Consider the following 17,385-nt stretch of genomic DNA (forward strand, 5'->3'; position numbering starts at 1 on the left):
GGAGACAGTCGATGACTAAAGCACATCCGGCGCTCGACGCGTTCGCGTTCGGTCGGTTCGATTTGCGCAACCGGTTCGTGGTCGCACCGATGACCAGGATTTCGGCGCGGGCCGACGGCACGCCGACCCCGCGTATGGCGGAGTACTACCGGGAGTTCGCCGTCGGTGGTTTCGGTCTGATCATCACCGAGGGCATCTATCCCGATGCTCGACACAGCCAGGGCTATCTCAACCAGCCGGGTCTGGTCACCGACGAGCACGTAGCGGGTTGGCGCACGGTGGTGGACGCGGTTCATGACGCAGGTGCGCCGATCATCGCGCAGTTGATGCACGCGGGTGCGCTTTCGCAGGGCAATAGCTATGGCGTCGAGACTATCGCGCCTTCGGCGGTCGCGCCGATCGGCAAGCCGTTGCCGGAGTACGGCGACGTGCCGGGCGGATGGCCGACCCCGCGGGAGATGACCGCCGCCGACTTCGACGAGGTCGTCGACGGCTTTGTCGCGGCGGCGTTGAACGCGCGGTCCGCGGGCTTCGATGGGGTCGAGATCCACGCTGCCAACGGGTATCTGCTCGACCAGTTCATCACCGACTACACCAACACCCGCACCGACTCCTACGGCGGAACCGTCGAGAACCGGATCCGTCTGACGGCCCGGATCGTCGCGGCGATCCAGGACACGCTCGGCGGGTTCCCGGTCGGTGTGCGATTGTCGCAGACCAAGGTGAACGACTTCGTCTACCGCTGGCCGGGTGCCGAGGCGGACGCGAAGGTGATCTTCGGCGCACTCGCTCACGCCGACTACCTACATGTCGCCAGTGAAGGCCGTGATTTCATCGAGACGGCGCGGTTCCCGAGCGGCCAGACGATCACCGCGGTGGCGGCCGAGGTGGCGGGCCGGCCGATCATCGCCAACGGTGGGATGCATGATCTCGCACAGGCGGCCGACGTGCTGAACGGCAAGCACGCCGATCTGTTGTCGGTGGCGCGGGGTGCGTTGGCCAACCCCGACTTGCCTCATCGCGTCGCAGCCGGTGTCGCGCAGACGGTATTCGACCATGCCATGCTGATGCCTATGGCCAACCTCGAGTGTGCGGACCTCTGGCGTCGGGGCACCGCACAATGACCGAGAACGGGTGGAGGCGTGGCGCCGCCGCGGTGGCGACCTTGACCTTCGATGTGGACGCCGAGACGCCGATCCTGGCGCATGGTGGCCGCTTCGCGGACCATCCGATGGTGATGTCGCATCAGTCTTACGGTCCGGACGTCGGCGTGCCGCGGATCCTCGATCTCTTGGCGGATCTGGGGGTTCCCGCGACGTTCTTCGTGCCGGGCTGGGTCGCTGAAAGCCGGCCCGGCCTCGCGCAGTCCATTGTTGATCGTGGACACGAGGTCGCCCACCACTCCTACAGCCACCGCGCGCCGACGACGTTGACGCCTGCCGAGGAACGCGCGGACTTCGAGCGTGGTCTGGCGGTATTCGCCGCACAGGGTATCGACATCGTGGGGTATAGGGCCGCGATGTGGGGCGCGAGTCGGGAAACCATCGGTCTCTTGGCCGAATACGGCTTGGCCTACGACTCGTCGCTCATGGGCGACGACAAGCCGTATCTGGTGGATCCGGCCGTGGTGGAACTGCCCGTGCACTGGTCGCTCGACGACTGGGAACAGTACGCCTACCTGCCGGAACCGTTTATCGGCTCGAATATCGAAGCACCGTCGAAGGTCGAGGAGATGTGGCGCGCCGAGTTGGACGGGATGCGTCGGTTCCATTGTCTGTTCAACGTGTGCATGCACCCTTTCCTGAGCGGTCGGCCTGGGCGGCTGTTGGCGTTGGAACGGGTGATCGCCTATGCACAGCAGTGTGGGGACGTGAGCTTCGCCCGCTGCCGCGATGTGGCGGCGTGGGCGAAGGGCGATCCGTCGATCGAGCACCGGCCGTCGCCGGTCTACGAGATCGATCCGGCGGTCTATCCGGACTGACTGTCAGGACTTTCCCTCGACCGTACCGGCCTCCAACGCGAGGAACAGGTCGATACGGTCGGCCATCCGGTTCACGTCCCGGCCGGTCAACTCGCCGATTCGGGCCATTCGATTGCGCAGTGTGTTGACATGGACATGCAGCGCCGACGCGGTCGTTGCCCACTGGCCGTCATGATCCAGGAAGGTCCGCAGGGTGTGCTCCAGATCCGTGTGTACGCGGTCGTCGTGCCCACGGATCGGACCCAGCACCTGTTCGGAGAAGTGGTGCAGCACTCGACGATCGAGCAGTCCCAACAACATCCGATAGGTCGCGATGTCGGTGAATATCGCCACCGCGGGCCCATTCGACCCCAGCAGTACCTCGCAGATCTCTCTGGCGCGCACCAGTGGCTCTCGCAACGCACTTGCGTCATTGGCGATTTCGCCGATGCCGACCACGATCCGTTGGCCGTTCACCCGTTGGCTCGCTTTGCCGGAGATCTCGTGCGCCAGGCGCGTCACGTCCTCGATCGAACGCTCCCATGGAGCGATGGCCACCACGTCTCGGCTGCGGGCACAGGTGAACGCTGGCAGGCCGTGGGCCGAAAACACCTCGCTCACGGCGGCTCTGATTGTCTGTAGCGCGCCAGCATCGGCCGCCTCCGCTGGTGCCGCGATCGCGAGAACCGCGAGCGGTTGGTCCGGTGGCACCCCGTAGGTGTGCAGCCGCTGTGTCACCTCGTTCGCGCGGCCCGGCCCGGACAGGATCATCTCCAGAAGCTCGCCGGCAAACCGCGCTTCGATCGCGTGTACGGCCTGCTGTTTGGCGACCTCCAGGCTCAGGAAGCGGGCGGCCTGCGCGAGCGCGTCCCGATCCGCCGCGGTCAGTTCGGCGAGAGGCGCGAGACAGTACAGGCCGGCATTGATCTCACCCATCGCGCCCTCGATCAAATAAAGTGCGGCCGACGTCCGGTCGGTGATCGCGACCTCGAGCGGGGGCGGGAACAGATTCAACGCGGCGGCGGCCGTCTGCAACTGTTCATTGGTCAACTCGCGCCCGATGCCGGCGAGCCGCCGTGCCGCGCGGTCCACCACCAGCAACGGCAAATCCCGGTCACGGCGCAGGATTTCGAGGACCCCTGCCGCGCCGCCGCCCCGGGACAGGGACTCGGCCAGCGCATCTCCGCGGTGCACGGTGGCGGTCAGTTCGGCTTGCAGTACCTCGTTCTGAATGTGCGAGGCGGCTTTGGTCAACTTCGTGAACGCGACGTCAATGCACAATTCTATGAGCGGAAGGTCGCGGGAACGACAGCTTTCCGCGAGATCCGGCGGTATCTCTGGTGTCTGGGACGTCAATCCGAACACCAGGCCCGCGGCGCGAGCGCGCGCCACAGCGTCGACAAATGATTCTACCGGGTGATGTGGCAGCCACAGCCCGTTGGTCAGCACCAATTCACCGGGCCTGATGTACAGAGACGGATCGGGCAATTCGGTCGTATGCAACCAGCGAATTGCCACATCGAGCCGCCCGGCCGGGCCCGGCGTCACCACTCGCAGTCCCAAAGCCGGATCGGACACCAGCGTCCGGATCGTCAACACATATCGGAATGTACACCCCGGGGGCCTAAATTGTGGATATTCATCCAGATCCGCTGTCGGTGGCGTGGTGTTTCTATGAACTGCGTCACTAACGAAAGAGGCTGGTATGACACCCTCGGAATCACAAATGCCTACCGCTACTGCGGTCAAGGCCATCGCTGAATCCGGTCGCGACGCGGGCGTCCGATTCGACGGTCACGGAATCGGTCCAGTACCCGATGCGGAACGAGATTGCTCGCCGGGGGAACTGTTCTGGATCTGGGCCGGAGCCAATATCGCACCGATCAACTGGGTTCTCGGCGCACTCGGCCCCGCGCTCGGCCTGAGCGTGGTGGAAACCCTGGTCGTCGTCGCGGTGGGAAATCTGATCGGTTGCGCGATCTTCGGATTGTTCTGTGTGATCGGACATCGGACCGCGGTCAATCAAATGGTTCTCGGGCGATCGGCATTCGGAATCCGGGGCGCAGTTGTTCCCGCCATCGTCCAGGGATTGCTGACCATGGCATGGGTCGGCGTCAACACCTGGGTAGTGCTCGACCTGGTGCTCGCGGTGCTGCGCCAAATGGGCATCGACGGTGGCATGGGATTGAAAATCGGTGCCGCCGCCGTGATCATGATCGTGCAGATTCTGTTGGCACTGTACGGATTCTACGCGATTCGCACCTTCGAAAAGTACACCGTTCCCGCCACCGCTGTGGTGATGCTGGTCATGACGGTCGTGGCCCTGTCCAAATCGGATATCCACTGGGCTGTGTACTCGCACCTCTCGGCGGGCAGCAAGTTCACCGCCATCACACAGCTGCTCACTGCGATCGGCATCGGCTGGGCGCTGACCTGGATACCGTATTCGGCGGACTACAGCCGTTTCGTACGCCCCTCCCTGAGCAGCCGAAAGGTATTCTGGTCGGCGGCGGCGGGAATGTACATCCCAACCGTATGGCTCGCCGGACTCGGCGCGTGTCTGGCCAGTGTCGCAGGCAATGTCGATCCTTCCTCGTTCGTGGTCAACGCATTCGGAGTCTTGGCCATCCCGGTGCTGTTGCTGATCATGCACGGCCCCATCGCCACCAATATCCTGAATCTCTACTCCTGTTCCCTGGCGGCACTGACCATCGGCATCCACGCTAAGCGATGGAAGGTCACCTTGTTCGCCGGCGTGGTCGCGTCGGCAGTGCTGGTGATATTCATCAACGCCGACGGATTCGCGCAGGCATTCGACAACTGGATGGTGTCGATCCTGATGTGGATCAGCCCCTGGGCGGCAATTCTTTTCGTCGATTACTTCATCGTCCGTCGCGGCGCGTTCTCCGTGCCTGATCTATATGCGACGGGAACGCAGTCCCGTTACGGGAACATCAATGCCGGCGCGATCATCAGTTTGCTGCTCGGAACCGCAGCCGCCTGGTCCTGGCAATACGGAGCGGTGCCCGCGATGCGCGGACCTGTCGCCCGAATTCTGGGCGAAAGCGACTTTTCCTGGTTCGCAGGTATGGCCGTCGCTGGAATCCTCTACTACGCGCTTTCCCGCCGACGCGTAGCCGTCCGGACCTGAACCGATCCGGTCCGCCTTGTCCACCCCACTCAACCGGCAAATGGCAGGTCCAGCAGCGAAGGTCGCCGGTGCCCTCGCAGCGCAGCACAGAAAGCAGATCACCATGATCACCATAAATCGCATCGCCGCGATTTCGGCCCTCACAATCACGACACTCTCGCTCGGCACCGCCACATCCACTGCGGCCACCATCCACCCCCACGCCTCGGCGACGCCCATCGCCGCCGAGAAGGTGTTGCCTGTTCGCCACCACGAGTCGACGGTGACCATTCCCGCAGTACGCCATGACGCGAACGTCAGCTTGTTGTCGCCCGTTCCAGCACTCCGGCCACCCGTCCCCGGCAACAACACCGCAGCGGTCAGACGAACGGTGCAGCCCGAGCTGGCTCCCACCGCGCCGATGATCGCGCAGAGCATCGACACCACGGCCGATTTCAACAGCGCACTCGGCACGGCAGCAACCCAATTCGGACTGGCGACAGGAGTCGGCACCCTGGCTGGCGGCGTCATCGGCGGCATCGCGGGTTGCGTGCTCGGCGCTACCGTCGGAGCCGCGACCCTGCCCGTCTTCTTCCTCGCATCCGGACCGGCCGGCTGCCTGGTGGGCGCGGCCCTGGGCGCCACCCTCGGCCCCGTTATCGGGGCCGCCATCCTGGGCATCCCGACCGGCGTCGCGAGCGCGGTGCAGATGTACAACACCCTGAACACTCCACCCGCCACCTGATTCCGACCGTCGCGTTGATCAATCATCCGCCGCGTCGCCACGAACAAGACCGCTAACTCTTCGAGTTGGTAGGCGTTGCGAGCCAACGCCTACCACGGCCACGGATATCGTCCATCGGAGAAGATGCCGGTCAGATCGAGTACGTCTCCTCCATCAGCAACTGCTCTGCGGTTACCCATGTTTTGCGTGTCCTCGGGGGCAGGGTGCTGGCGTTGTCGCATTTCAGCTGGCCAGTAGTAGTGCGAGCGGGCGGTGAGCGTCTCGGCTGTGGTGTCGGCAGGCTTCGGCGATGTTGGTTTCGCCGTAGAGGCGGTGCAGGCTGATAGCGATGTTGCGCAGGGTCGCCATGACTTGTGGTCCGCTGCCGGTGCGGATCTGGCTGCGGTCTTCGTCGAAGGTGACATCGCGGATCCAGTGCACGGTATTTTCGATTCCCCAATGCCCGCGCAACCATCGGCAATCTGGGCGGGGGTCGCGTCGGCGGCCAAGAGACTGGTGACGGCGTGGACGGTTTCGCTGCGGCGTTTCTCGGTGCGCCGATCGGTGCGGGTGCGAGTCATCTTCAATGCCTGCACGGCATCGGGAAAGCCTCGACAGGACGGTGGGTCTGCATGTCGATCAGGATGGTGCCGTAATTGTGGCCGCGGCGAAGCGCGAAGTCGTCGACGCCGAGCACCGCAGGCGTGGGCCGGTCGGGATCAGGAAGCGCCCTAATGTGTCTCAGCAGCGCCATCCGACTGACAGTGGCGGCCAGATGTCGGGTCAAACGGGCTCCGGGGCGACCGCCCAATGCCAACGCCACCGCGCACTGGACCCGCTGCAACACCGCCGTGCGGCGAGCGTGCGGACCCGCCAACTGCACAACTTGCTCTGCGAACGTTGTTCTGCCGCAGCCGCTGTTATCGCAGAACAGCCGCCGCACCCGCAGCCTGATCATGACCTCGCGCCCACCCACAGCCGTGTCCGATAGTCGTCGCTCAAAGCGGCTGTGCACCCGCTTCGACAGGGCAGGTGCCGGCGCGGGGTCGCCGATCCACCTTGTGCCATCCCAATACCGTAGGAAACCCGCGCCGTGCGGGTCGGGATACCAGCGGTGAACTGCATCGCCGGTGACCGAACCTATGCCAGGCGCGCAACTGTGCATCGTCATCGTCGGTGCGGCGGATGGCTCAGTTGACGGTGAGGACCAGCTTGCCGACAGTGCGCCCGGACTCGCCGAGAGCGTGGGCCTTAGCTGCCTCTGCCAGTGGGTAAATTCCGGCGATAGTGGGCCGCAGTGCGCCCGATTCGGCCGATTCGGCCAGCGCCAACATTCCCGCGTGATCCGCCTCCACCAGTAAGATCTCGGCGCGTGCATCGACTCTGCTGGCCTGCTCACGCAAGCGTTCGGCTCCGAATCCGCGCAGAGTGATGACCAATCCGCCCGGACGCAGGGTTTGTAACGAACGGATCGCGTTCTCGGGCGTCAACGAATCGAGAACCACGTCTATATCACGCACTGTCTCGGCAAAATCGGTTGTCCGATAGTCGATCGCTTCGTCGACGCCGAGACCGTGAAGAAATTCATGGTTGGCCGCGCTCGCGGTGCCGATGACATAGGCGCCTCTAGCTTTGGCGATCTGCACCGCGAAGTGCCCGACGCCTCCGGCTGCGGCGTGGATTAAGACGCGCTGTCCTGCTTGGATATTCGCGGTGTCTACCAACGCTTGCCACGCGGTCAGTCCGGCCAAGGGAATCGCGGCGGCCTGGACATGGTCGAGGTTGGACGGCTTGCGCACGAAGGCCCGTGTGGGGCCGGTAACGTACTGGGCGGCCGCACCGTGCCCATGTGGGTAGGGCAGCATGCCGAACACCTCGTCCCCCGGCTTCACAATTGTGACGCCGGTCCCGATGGCCGCCACCTCGCCGGAGACGTCCCAACCGAGCACGAACGGAGGCGCGGACAGAAACAGGTCCGGTAGTGCGCGGTGTCGCCAGTCGGTTGCGTTCAGCCCGGTTGCGCGGACACGGACCAAGATCTCGCCGGGACCGGGGCGCGGTACCGGCAGCTCGATCTGGTGCAGGACCTCCGGCCCGCCCAGGACGTCTTGGCCGATGCCCCGCATCGTGGCGGGGATATCATTGCTGCTCACATGCCCCAGCTTGCCGCCACACGACCATGCGGTAAATGGCACAACTGCCAATATCCGATAGAATCCTGCCATTTTGGACATATCGCAAGTTCACGCCCTCGGGGTGGCACGTACAACATCTACACAAACGCGGACCCGCCGTGAACTGCAGATTTCCGCCGATATGCCTGTAGCGCGGCGCATCAATCGGCGATCGCCGTTTTAGGATCCCTGAAGCGGCGGTCGCTGACGGCCCGCCGCTTCAAACGCTGTTCGAGGTCTGGCTTTAGTCAACTCAAGTGCGCGCTCATGCCGAGTTTGGTGCGTCGAGCGATGCGGTAATGACGTTGGGTGCAGCGCAATCTGACGGGTGAACGTGCGTATCGAGAAGGGGCCATGGATACCAGGACCGTCACACTAAGACCGGACCTGTAGGACCTCCGTTGGCGAATCATGTGGTTGATCGTTGCGGTCATGTTGGTGCTGGCTGGCATCGGTGGTGCGGGCCATGATCCGGTGATCCTGGTGTTGCTGTCGCCACGCTTGGTGTGAACACTCGCCGACGAATTCGGAGACGCGCCGTCGTCTCAATTGGTGAACGCTCAACCACCAGTTGGAGAGGAAGCCCAATGGCAGCCACGCCGCAGGACCAGCTCACCGCCGCGACCGATGACCGGTCGCCGACAACATCGGCAACCGGCGAGAAGTGGCTGTTGACACTGACTTCGCTTGGGGCGTTGATGGTTACGCTCGACGCACTGGTGGTCGCCTCCGCGTTCGCGACTATTCGCCGCGAGCTGCACGCCTCGATTGATCAACTCCAGTGGACAGCGAACGCATACACCCTCAGCGTCGCGATGATGCTGATGGTCGCCTCGGTCCTCGGAGATCGATGGGGTCGCAGGCGCGTGTTCATGACCGGACTTTTCGTGTTCACGGTCGCATCGGCGGTGTGCGCGGTCGCCCCCACGATCGGAGCCTTGATCGCGGCACGTACAGCGCAGGGCATCGGGGCGGCATTCATCATGCCGATGGCGATGGGGCTACTGGTCGCCGGCTTCCCGCCGGAGCGACGCGGCTGGGCGACAGGGATCTTCGCCGGGATCACAGGCTTGGGGGTATTCGCCGGGCCGATCGTCGGAGGAGCAGTCACCCAAGGCTTCGCTTGGCGAGGAATCTTCTGGATCAACGTACCCATCGGCCTGGTTGTCATGGCGCTCACCGCGCTGAAGGTCGCCGAGAGCCGCGGCACCCGGCGACCACTCGATATCCTCGGAACGCTGCTGATCACCTTTGCAGTGGTCGGGATCGTCTGGGGTGTCGTACGGGGCGGCACCGTCGGCTGGGCTAGCACCGAGGTCGTCACGACCCTGGCCGTCGGCGGACTACTGCTGGTTGCTTTCATTGGCTGGCAGGCGAACGCGGAGCATCCGATGGTGCCGCTGCGCCTGTTCGCCAACTCGAGCTTCTCCGCCGGAAACGCCGCCGGGTTCCTGCTCACCGCATCGATGTTCGCGACGGTCTTTTTCGCCGCACAGTACATGCACGCTGCCTACGGCTCAGACCCGCTCAAAGCCGGTCTTCAACTGTTGCCGTGGACTGGATCGCTATTCGTCGTCGCGCCGATCGCGGGACGCTTCATCGACCGGGTCGGCGAGCGTCCTTTCGCCGTGATCGGTCTGAGCGTTGAGGCCGTGGGGATGTTCTGGATGAGCCACGAAGCCACCGTGCACGGGTACGGGGGGATGGTTGTCCCCATGATCGTCGCAGGCTTCGGCGTCTCCCTCGCGCTACCAGCTGTGCAAGCTGCGGTCACGGGGGCAGTGCCACCGCAGGCAGCTGGCATGGCAGGAGGCATCTACTCGATGATGCGGCAGACCGGAGGTGCCGTCGGAGTCGCCGTTCTGACCGCGGTCTTCACCAGCGTCGGGGGATACACAGATTTCCCTCGGAGCATGCAACGCGTGCTGGAGGTCAGCGCAGGCCTCTGCCTGGCGGCCGGGATCGCGGCGATCTTCATCGCGCCCCGCCGACCCAACCGACCTACCGCCCAGATGGACATCACGCCAAAGCGTCCACCGGCGAACGCCACCAAATGACTTCCTCCCCTCAACTCGAGAGGAGTAGGCAAGACGCGCGTCACCCATGGCGCGCAGAACAATACAAGGGAGAACCATGACAACCAACCCGATCAAACGAGTTTCTGTACTTAGTACCGGAACCGTGGTGATCCACCCGCAGCACGTGCGATCCGGCGGCACCCCCCAGATGTGGTGGCTGCTGACATCTCGCCGCTGGACCGACCCGCTGCCGATCAACGTCTACGTCATCGAACACGACCAGGGACTGATCCTGTTCGATACCGGAGAGGACCGCGCCGCGGTCACCGACCCCGACTACTACCCCGGCGGATTTACCGGCTTTATCTACCGTCGGTTCGGACACTTCGACATCGGACCACAGGACACCCTGTCAGACCAGTTGGGCCTCCTCGGGTACGACATCGCGCAGGTACACACGGCGATCTTGTCCCACCTCCACCCCGACCACGCCGGCGGAGTTCCTCAGCTTCGACGCGCCAACCTGGTGGTCAGCCAAGACGAATGGGATGCACTGGTAGGCAAAAAGGCGCAGATGATCGGGCTCATGCCCAACCACGTCGATCTTCCCGACCTGCGTTGGAACCGGATCACCTTCGAACCCACCACGGATCCGTCCCTGGCACCGTTCACCGAGGCCCATGACCTGTTCGGCGACGGAACCCTCACTCTGCTACCCACCCCGGGGCACACTCCGGGGTCGATGTCGCTACTTGTACGCCAACCAGGCCTCGTGCCGCTGCTCATGGTCGGCGATCTCACCTACGATGTCCACCTCTTCGACGAGAAACACCTGCCGGGAATGGGGGACAAGCACCAGATGAAGGACGCAACCGACAAAATTCACCAGCTCCGGGAAACCAACCCCGGCCTCGTGATCCTGCCCGCCCACGACCCCGAGGCAGCACACCGCCTGGCGGCCGCCACCGCGACGCGCACCTGAACCCGAGATCAGCTTCCCAACCTTGGGAATTGGATGCCTTTTATTTATTCCGGCGCGAATAATGCCATCACCGCCGCACAAGACTTTTTTAAAGCTAGCCCATATTCGTCATTGTGACGAATATGTCAGGGGAAGGAGGCATCCCGGCGCTGGCCCGATGGCATCCCGGTTTCAGATTCCGTTTGGCGATGAAACGCTTCCCGTCTACGCGAACACGGGCCGGGGCTCGCGCTGGGCCGCGGCACGGCGCGGTCCACCGACCGGTTCAGCAGCCTGATCGACCTCTACCTGGAGGCAGACTCCGCTCCTACATCCAACAGACCTACCCCTTCGACCGCGCCGCCGACGCCCACCGCGACATCGAAACCCGTCACGTCCGAGGCAAAATCGCCCTCACCCGCAACTAAGGACAATGGCCGAATCGGCGGCTACCAAGCCGAGCGTCGGTTAGTTCTGTTGTGGCGGTTCATTTCTGGTTGGCGACACCCTGTTCAATCCCAACAGTTGAACAGGGTGTCGCCAACTGTTTCGGGCTTCCAGTAGCGAACCTGCGCGAGTTCCGCGTCGTCCAGCTCCGAGAGGTCGCACTTGGCCAACGGCGTCGCTAACTCGGCCCGGGTCAACGCGCGGTAGCGGGAGATCCGGCTGATCGTCGCGGCGAGGTGAGGGTCATCCATAAAGACGAAGGTGGCCTCGTCGTCGGGGCTCGTCGGTTCGGCTATCGCGATGAACGGCCAGTGCAAGTTACAAAGAACGGTCCGCGCGCGATCCGGGTAGACGATCGATACCGCTACGAAGCTCCGGGCCGGGCCGACAGACGGCTGACCGGCGGCTCTGCCGCCGGTCAGCCGGGCGGCTCTGTCGCAGACGCCGCGGAATTCGCGTTGGTCTATGTCCGGCGGGGCAGCCTGTCCGGCTGTCCAGAAACCGGTGACGCCGCGGGGCAGGCGCGCGGCCGCAGCGCAGGGATCGTCGCGGCGGTTCATGCCCGGATGCCGTCGTGGTCGGGGGTATGGAAGCGGGCGACAAGAGCACCCGGCGCGGACATTGCGTACATATACAGCCGCCAGTTTTGTCGTGGTGATGGAGGGTCTCATCATGGCTACCTCGGCCCTGTTGGATCAATGCGACTGATCGGCAAGCGCGGCACGTAGATCGCCCTTGCCGATCACCCAGCCCTCGATCATTTTTCCCGCATCATCAAATCGGAACACGTCCGACATCCACACCGAGAACCGTCGACCGGTGGCGGGAATATCTTGGAACGTGCCGCTGTGTGTTCCCGACAGCGTGAACAGCACCATCACGACGTCGTCGGTTGCCGTGAGGTATCGGATGTCGATGTGCCGGTCCGGAGCCCACATATCCGCTTGGGCGATCACGGCGCGCCCGGCCTCGTGGCCGGTCAGAGCGGTGGTCCCGACATTGATGTAGTGCTCAGAGATGTAGTCGGGAACTGCCTCGACACGATGATTGTTGAATGCGTCCAGCAGCCAGGCGCGGGCGGTGCGCAGGTTCTGTTCGGTGGTGGTCATCCAGGTTCTCGTCTCGTCGGCGCTTCGGAGACTAGTGCACACGCTCGGTGTGACTGGCCCAATATGGTTCACGCAGAACGGATTTGAGCAGTTTGCCTGCGGCGCTGGTGGGCAGCGGTTCGTCGTGAAAACGCACGGATCGGGGAACCTTGTAACTCGCGATCAGACCCCGACAGTGGTTCAGCAGTTCTTCCTCGGTCAGCTCGCGGCCTTCGCGCAGCCGCACCACGGCGTGCACCTGCTCGCCCCACTGTCGGCTGGGGATGCCGATGACGGCGCATTCGGCGACCGCAGGGTGCCCGTGGATGGCGTTTTCAACCTCGGTGCTGTAGACGTTTTCGCCGCCGCTGACGATCATGTCCTTGGCTCGGTCAACGACGAAAAGGAAGCCGTCGCCGTTCAGGTAGCCGATGTCGCCAGTGTGCAGCCATCCCGCCCGCAGCGTCTGTTCGGTGAGCTCCGGTTGATTCCAGTAGCCGAGCATGACATTGTCACCGCGTCCGCAGATCTCACCTTCGTGGCCGGGCCCCAACGCCTGGCCGTCCGGCCCGACTATCGCCACCTGGCAGCCGATCGCTGCCCGCCCGGCCGATCGGTTGTATTTCGCGCGTGGACCGTCGATCACGTGATATTCCGGCCCGAGGATTGTGAGCATCGGGGCGGCTTCGGTCTGTCCGTACAGCTGATACAGCTCGACCTGACCAATCACCTCGGCTGCGGTGCGCTGCACCGACATCGGGATCGGACTGCCGCCGTACACCAGTGACGTCAACGACGACAGGTCGCGATCACGGGTTGTCGGTTCTTCTACGAGCAGTTTCAGCATCGTGGGGACTACGACGCTGGTGGTGACGCGATATTCCTCGATGGCCTCCGCCATCGTCGCTGCGCCGAAGCGGGGAATCATAGTGTGACAGCCTGCGGTGAGAAGCGTGGCGAAAGTTCCAGCGCCGTCGGCGAGGTGAAACATCGGTGCGGCGTGCAGGTAGTTCGTCATGCGGTCCCAGCGCAGGTGGGCCAGCAAGTGCATGGCGCTTGCCAACAGGCTGGCATGGCTGTGCACGACACCTTTCGAACGCCCCGTCGTGCCGCCGGTGTAGAAGATTCCGGCTGCCGCACGAGCATCGCCACGTTGCGGGCCGACTGGGACGCTGCCCGCGATCAGTTCCTCGAAGTCGACGAACCCGTCCGGAGTGGTCCCCTCGCCCGCGTAGAGCCAATGTGTCACGGCGATTCCCTTTTTGCGCAGCGCGAGCGCCGGCTCGACAAAGCTGTCGTCGACAATGACGACCTCCGAGCCGGAATCCTCGAGCCAGAACCGGATCTCCGGCACAGCGAGGCGGGTGTTGATCGGGACGAACAGGCCGGCGAACCAGCTGACTGCCAAGATGAACTCCAGATAGCGGTCGCTGTTGAATGCGAGCATGGCGACCCGTGTCCCCGGCATGGCACCGAGCTGGACTAGTCCTGCAGCCAGACGTGCGACGCGGTCGTTGATCTGCGCCCAGGTGCTTATGCGCTCGCCGAAGACGGTCGCAGGCCCGTCCGCGTTGATCTGTGTTGCGCGCTCCACGCAGTCACTGATTCTCATAGTTCGCTCCCGACGGTAGGTCACCGAGTGATGCGTAGCACCACTTTCCCGGTGGTGGTCCGGTCGGACAGGGCAGCCAGCGCCTGCTCGATGTTTGCCCAGTCGTCGATTCGGCCGATTGTCGGTACCAGCGTGCCGGTGGCCACGAGGTCGACCAGGTACCGGAGATCAGCCGCGATATCTCCGGGCGTGGAATAGCTGAAATAGGTCTGGATTCGGGCGTTCTCATGGCCGCCGATGAAGTCGTAGATGCTCAGCGGTGTCGGTTCGGCCGAACTGGCGCCGAGCATGACGATCGTGCCACCAGGGGCGATCGCTCGAACAGCGCCCGCGAGGCTGTCGCCGCCCACCGATTCGGCAATCAGATCGAATAACCCTTCGGCTTCGTCGACCGAGGCAACCACATGTGCAGCTCCCAGTTCGCTCAGTAGGGCCGTCGTGTCAGCCCGGGTCGATACTGCGGTCACGTCTGCTCCTCCAGCTACGGCAAGCTGCACTTGCAGGTTGCCTACTCCGCCGCCCGCACCCGTGATCAGTACCCGACGGTCAAGCAACTCACCACCGAGCCTGAGTGTCCGCAACGCGGTCAACCCGGCCAGCGGCAGCGCAGCGGCCTGGTCCACCGATACCTCGGCGGGCAGCTCGACCAGTCGGCCGGTGTGCACCGCCACCTGCTGTGACCACGCACCCTGCTCGGCCAGGCCGACCACCCGGGCACCTGCTATCGGCCCGGATCCGTCCGGGGCGGGCTCGACCACGACGCCTGCGACGTCCTGCCCCGGACGCCAGCCAGCGGACCGTACCTTCAGCAGGCTCAGTTCCCCGCGATTGATACTGGAGGTCGCGACCGCGATAACCGCCTGCTCCGCTGTTGGCGTCGGCGGCTCGAACTCCTGGCGCGCCAGCCGCCAGACTGCATTCGGATCGATCGCCAAACCCCACATCACCAAATCCTCCTTCTCGGAAATCAGATCGACCCGGCTACAACGGACCAGGTACGCCACAACGCTATGTCGACCAACGTGGCGGTCCCAGCCCCAAACACCGAACCGACCTATCATCGGTCGTGATAGGTCGGAGGGTTGTTGTGGAGTTACGACAGCTGGAATACCTCGTCGCGATCGTCGACGAAGGCGGGTTCGCGCGGGCTGCTGATCGGCTCCATATCGTGCAGTCCGCAGTCAGCCAGCAGATCAGAAGGCTGGAACGCGAACTCGGTTTCACCGTGTTCGACCGCAGCCACCGACAGGTGCGCCTCACCCCCGCAGGCGAAGCGTTTCTGCCCTACGCCCAGGCCGTCATCGCGGCTACGACTGCGGCACGCGACGTCGCGACGACGCTGCTCGCCGAGGGGCACAACGTGCTACGCATTGGTACCAGTGAGGGGCTCGGTGAGCACCTGGAGGCCATCCTCGCACTCGTGACCGATCGGCGACCAGACATCCGGATCGACCTTGTCGCAGCGCACAGCGCCGCCAAGCTGGCGGCGCTACGGGCCGGAGATCTGGACGCCGCGTTCATCCGTGCCCCAGGTGATACCGCCGGATTGTCGGTGCTCGAGCTATGGGACGCCGAACTGGTCGTCGCCCTACCCGCCACCCACCCCGCGGCGGCCCACCCCGTGGTCGAGCTTGCCGACCTCGCGGACCTCCCGGCCGCCCTCGCCCCAGCCGATACCGCTGCCGGTGTTGCCGAGCTGATTCGAAAGGCGTGTGCCGACGCGGGTTTCGGGACGAAACCTGGCCCGCCATTCACGAACCTGCAGGACCTGCTGGCCGGGCCGATCGCCACCGGGCGTTGCTGGACGTTGCTCTATGCCGACGTGGCCACGCGCATCCCCACTCGCCGAATCGCTTTTCGGCCAACGGATCCCGCAATTACTATTCCCACCGCCCTCGTCGCCCGCGTACCGGCTACCCCGCTGGTGGCGGCGCTACGGTCCGCCGCGCGTGCGTACGCGGCAAGCGTCGCCGGATCACACGATCGGCCACCCCGATCCATTGGCTAGTGCCTTGTCAGGCAACGTTCGGTAGGTAATCGGGGTGCCGAATCTTGGAGTTGACGGCGAAGCCGCGGATGGGTTCGGCGTGCTGGTTGCGCCAGCGGATGTAGGTGCCGATCGCGTCGTCCTGCTCGCCGTGACTGCGGTGGTCGGTGCCGTTGAGCGCGAAGTACCGCAGCGCGGCGAACTCGCACTCGATCCTGTTCAACCAGGACGAATAGGTTGGCAGGAACGCGAGTTCGATGTCGTTGTGGGCGCACCATTCTCGGACTTCGCGGCGCTTGTGGACGGAGTAGTTGTCGCAGATCAGATACAACTTCTCGCGCGGCCGCCGGGCTCGCAGGGACTTGAGAAAGGCCAGGAATTCGGTCCAGCGTTTGCGGTCGCGGATCCGGTAGTAGAGCCCGCCGGTGGCCAGATCCAGCGCGCCGAACATGTGCCGAACGCCCTGGGTTCGATGGTAAGTCGCGCGCAACCGTGCTGGAGGGCGGCGGGGAAACCAGCCGCGACCAGCGCGGGGCTGCAGGTTCAACGGCCCGAACTCGTCCACGCACACCACCCGCCCGTCAGCGGGTGGGTGGTCATAGAGATCGAGCACCCGCGCCATCTTGGTCGTGAATTCGGGGTCGTTGCTGGCTTTCCATGTCTTCGTCGCCTGCCACGACACCCCACCGGCTTTCAAGATCTGACGCAGAGTCTCCCTGCTCAGATCGGCGATCTGGTTGGTGCGCAACACATCCGCGAGCTTCGACAAGCTCCACACCGAAAACGGCCACCCTAGATTCCGGGGGCAGCACCGGGCGATCTGACAGATCCGATCACGCATCGCCTGATCGGTCTTCGCCGGCCTGCCCCCGTTCCATTTTGGGTCCAGGGCGTCGAACCCCTTCTCGTTGAAATCGTGAGTCACTTGCCGCACATACGATTCCGACACCTGCATCAGCTTCGCCAGCTAAGGCCCACGCTCTCGGCGAGTCCGGGCGCACTGTCGGCAAGCTGGTCCTCACCGTCAACTGAGCCATCCGCCGCACCGACGATGACGATGCACAGTTGCGCGCCTGGCATAGGTTCGGTCACCGGCGATGCAGTTCACCGCTGGTATCCCGACCCGCACGGCGCGGGTTTCCTACGGTATTGGGATGGCACAAGGTGGATCGGCGACCCCGCGCCAGCACCTGCCCACCCTCCCATCCGCATTCGGCTCACCCGCTGGTGTATGAGACGGTGCTGTAGGGCCGTGGTCCCGGGCGTGGGGATCGAGCTGATCGG

General features: G+C 64.2%; 17 protein-coding genes and 2 pseudogenes. 9 read left to right on the forward strand and 10 right to left on the reverse strand.

Features of this window, described 5'->3' with window-relative positions:
• Nucleotides 1-11 precede the first annotated feature (11 nt).
• Nucleotides 12-1,124 (forward strand): NADH:flavin oxidoreductase, encoded by a 1,113-nt coding sequence (locus OG300_RS42025; RefSeq protein ID WP_331722870.1) that lies wholly within the window; start codon nucleotides 12-14, stop codon nucleotides 1,122-1,124.
• A complete protein-coding gene (locus OG300_RS42030) occupies nucleotides 1,121-1,981 on the forward strand; it encodes a polysaccharide deacetylase (RefSeq protein WP_331722871.1) in 861 nt (286 codons plus the stop codon). The genes OG300_RS42025 and OG300_RS42030 overlap by 4 nt, the downstream gene beginning before the upstream one ends.
• A gap of 3 nt (nucleotides 1,982-1,984) precedes the next feature.
• On the opposite strand, the gene OG300_RS42035 is transcribed toward OG300_RS42030, so the two are convergent.
• Nucleotides 1,985-3,559: a PucR family transcriptional regulator ligand-binding domain-containing protein gene (locus OG300_RS42035; protein ID WP_331722872.1), complete on the reverse strand. Its 1,575-nt coding sequence runs from the start codon at nucleotides 3,557-3,559 to the stop codon at nucleotides 1,985-1,987.
• Between the two features lie 127 nt (nucleotides 3,560-3,686).
• Here OG300_RS42035 and OG300_RS42040 point away from each other — a divergent pair, with 127 nt between their 5' ends.
• Both OG300_RS42040 and OG300_RS42045 read left to right on the forward strand, forming a co-directional pair.
• On the forward strand, nucleotides 3,687-5,111 hold the full coding sequence (locus OG300_RS42040) for a cytosine permease (RefSeq protein WP_331722873.1): 1,425 nt from the start codon (nucleotides 3,687-3,689) through the stop codon (nucleotides 5,109-5,111).
• A 103-nt stretch (nucleotides 5,112-5,214) separates the two neighbouring features.
• Nucleotides 5,215-5,835, forward strand: a complete 621-nt coding sequence (locus OG300_RS42045) for a glycine zipper domain-containing protein (protein ID WP_405498887.1) — start codon at nucleotides 5,215-5,217, stop codon at nucleotides 5,833-5,835.
• A gap of 222 nt (nucleotides 5,836-6,057) precedes the next feature.
• On the opposite strand, the gene OG300_RS42050 is transcribed toward OG300_RS42045, so the two are convergent.
• The 4 genes and pseudogenes from OG300_RS42050 to OG300_RS42065 all read right to left on the reverse strand — a co-directional run bounded on the left by OG300_RS42050 (nucleotide 6,058) and on the right by OG300_RS42065 (nucleotide 7,940).
• Entirely contained in the window at nucleotides 6,058-6,432 is a 375-nt protein-coding gene (locus tag OG300_RS42050) for a transposase (RefSeq protein ID WP_331723128.1), read from the reverse strand.
• Entirely contained in the window at nucleotides 6,398-6,772 is a 375-nt protein-coding gene (locus tag OG300_RS42055; RefSeq protein ID WP_331722875.1) for a hypothetical protein, read from the reverse strand. Before OG300_RS42055 ends, OG300_RS42050 begins: the two co-directional genes overlap by 35 nt.
• 108 nt (nucleotides 6,773-6,880) lie before the next feature.
• Nucleotides 6,881-6,985: pseudogene (locus OG300_RS42060) on the reverse strand (hypothetical protein); the annotation flags it as partial.
• A 19-nt stretch (nucleotides 6,986-7,004) separates the two neighbouring features.
• On the reverse strand, nucleotides 7,005-7,940 hold the full coding sequence (locus OG300_RS42065; RefSeq protein ID WP_331723129.1) for an NADP-dependent oxidoreductase: 936 nt from the start codon (nucleotides 7,938-7,940) through the stop codon (nucleotides 7,005-7,007).
• A 635-nt stretch (nucleotides 7,941-8,575) separates the two neighbouring features.
• Here OG300_RS42065 and OG300_RS42070 point away from each other — a divergent pair.
• The 3 genes from OG300_RS42070 (at nucleotide 8,576) to OG300_RS42080 (ending at nucleotide 11,395) form a co-directional block, all read left to right on the forward strand.
• Nucleotides 8,576-10,045, forward strand: coding sequence for an MFS transporter (locus OG300_RS42070; RefSeq protein WP_331722876.1), 1,470 nt, complete (start codon nucleotides 8,576-8,578; stop codon nucleotides 10,043-10,045).
• A 76-nt stretch (nucleotides 10,046-10,121) separates the two neighbouring features.
• The gene (locus OG300_RS42075) at nucleotides 10,122-10,988 is read left to right on the forward strand and encodes an N-acyl homoserine lactonase family protein (protein ID WP_331722877.1); all 867 of its coding nucleotides are present in this window, start codon (nucleotides 10,122-10,124) and stop codon (nucleotides 10,986-10,988) included.
• Nucleotides 10,989-11,176: 188 nt separating this feature from the next.
• Nucleotides 11,177-11,395: a zinc-binding dehydrogenase gene (locus OG300_RS42080; RefSeq protein WP_331722878.1), complete on the forward strand. Its 219-nt coding sequence runs from the start codon at nucleotides 11,177-11,179 to the stop codon at nucleotides 11,393-11,395.
• A gap of 84 nt (nucleotides 11,396-11,479) precedes the next feature.
• Here OG300_RS42080 and OG300_RS42085 read toward each other — a convergent pair whose 3' ends face one another.
• From OG300_RS42085 to OG300_RS42100, 4 genes are all read right to left on the reverse strand, one after another.
• Complete coding sequence (locus tag OG300_RS42085; RefSeq protein ID WP_331722879.1) at nucleotides 11,480-11,974, reverse strand: hypothetical protein; 495 nt, start codon at nucleotides 11,972-11,974, stop codon at nucleotides 11,480-11,482.
• Nucleotides 11,975-12,109: 135 nt separating this feature from the next.
• A complete protein-coding gene (locus OG300_RS42090) occupies nucleotides 12,110-12,523 on the reverse strand; it encodes an ester cyclase (protein WP_331722880.1) in 414 nt (137 codons plus the stop codon).
• A 31-nt stretch (nucleotides 12,524-12,554) separates the two neighbouring features.
• Nucleotides 12,555-14,114 (reverse strand): long-chain-fatty-acid--CoA ligase, encoded by a 1,560-nt coding sequence (locus OG300_RS42095; RefSeq protein ID WP_331722881.1) that lies wholly within the window; start codon nucleotides 14,112-14,114, stop codon nucleotides 12,555-12,557.
• A 20-nt stretch (nucleotides 14,115-14,134) separates the two neighbouring features.
• Entirely contained in the window at nucleotides 14,135-15,118 is a 984-nt protein-coding gene (locus tag OG300_RS42100) for a zinc-binding dehydrogenase (protein ID WP_331722882.1), read from the reverse strand.
• A gap of 83 nt (nucleotides 15,119-15,201) precedes the next feature.
• On the opposite strand from OG300_RS42100, the gene OG300_RS42105 reads away from it, so the two are divergent.
• Nucleotides 15,202-16,122 carry a LysR family transcriptional regulator gene (locus OG300_RS42105; protein ID WP_331722883.1) on the forward strand — a complete coding sequence of 307 codons (921 nt, stop codon included), beginning with the start codon at nucleotides 15,202-15,204 and terminating at the stop codon, nucleotides 16,120-16,122.
• A 7-nt stretch (nucleotides 16,123-16,129) separates the two neighbouring features.
• On the opposite strand, the gene OG300_RS42110 is transcribed toward OG300_RS42105, so the two are convergent.
• Complete coding sequence (locus OG300_RS42110) at nucleotides 16,130-17,026, reverse strand: IS630 family transposase (protein WP_331722884.1); 897 nt, start codon at nucleotides 17,024-17,026, stop codon at nucleotides 16,130-16,132.
• A gap of 132 nt (nucleotides 17,027-17,158) precedes the next feature.
• Here OG300_RS42110 and OG300_RS42115 point away from each other — a divergent pair.
• Nucleotides 17,159-17,263, forward strand: a pseudogene (locus OG300_RS42115) (DUF2510 domain-containing protein); the annotation flags it as partial.
• Nucleotides 17,264-17,385 lie beyond the last annotated feature (122 nt).

The sequence above is a fragment of the Nocardia sp. NBC_00511 genome, assembly GCF_045161165.1.
Taxonomy (GTDB): Bacteria; Actinomycetota; Actinomycetes; order Mycobacteriales; family Mycobacteriaceae; genus Nocardia.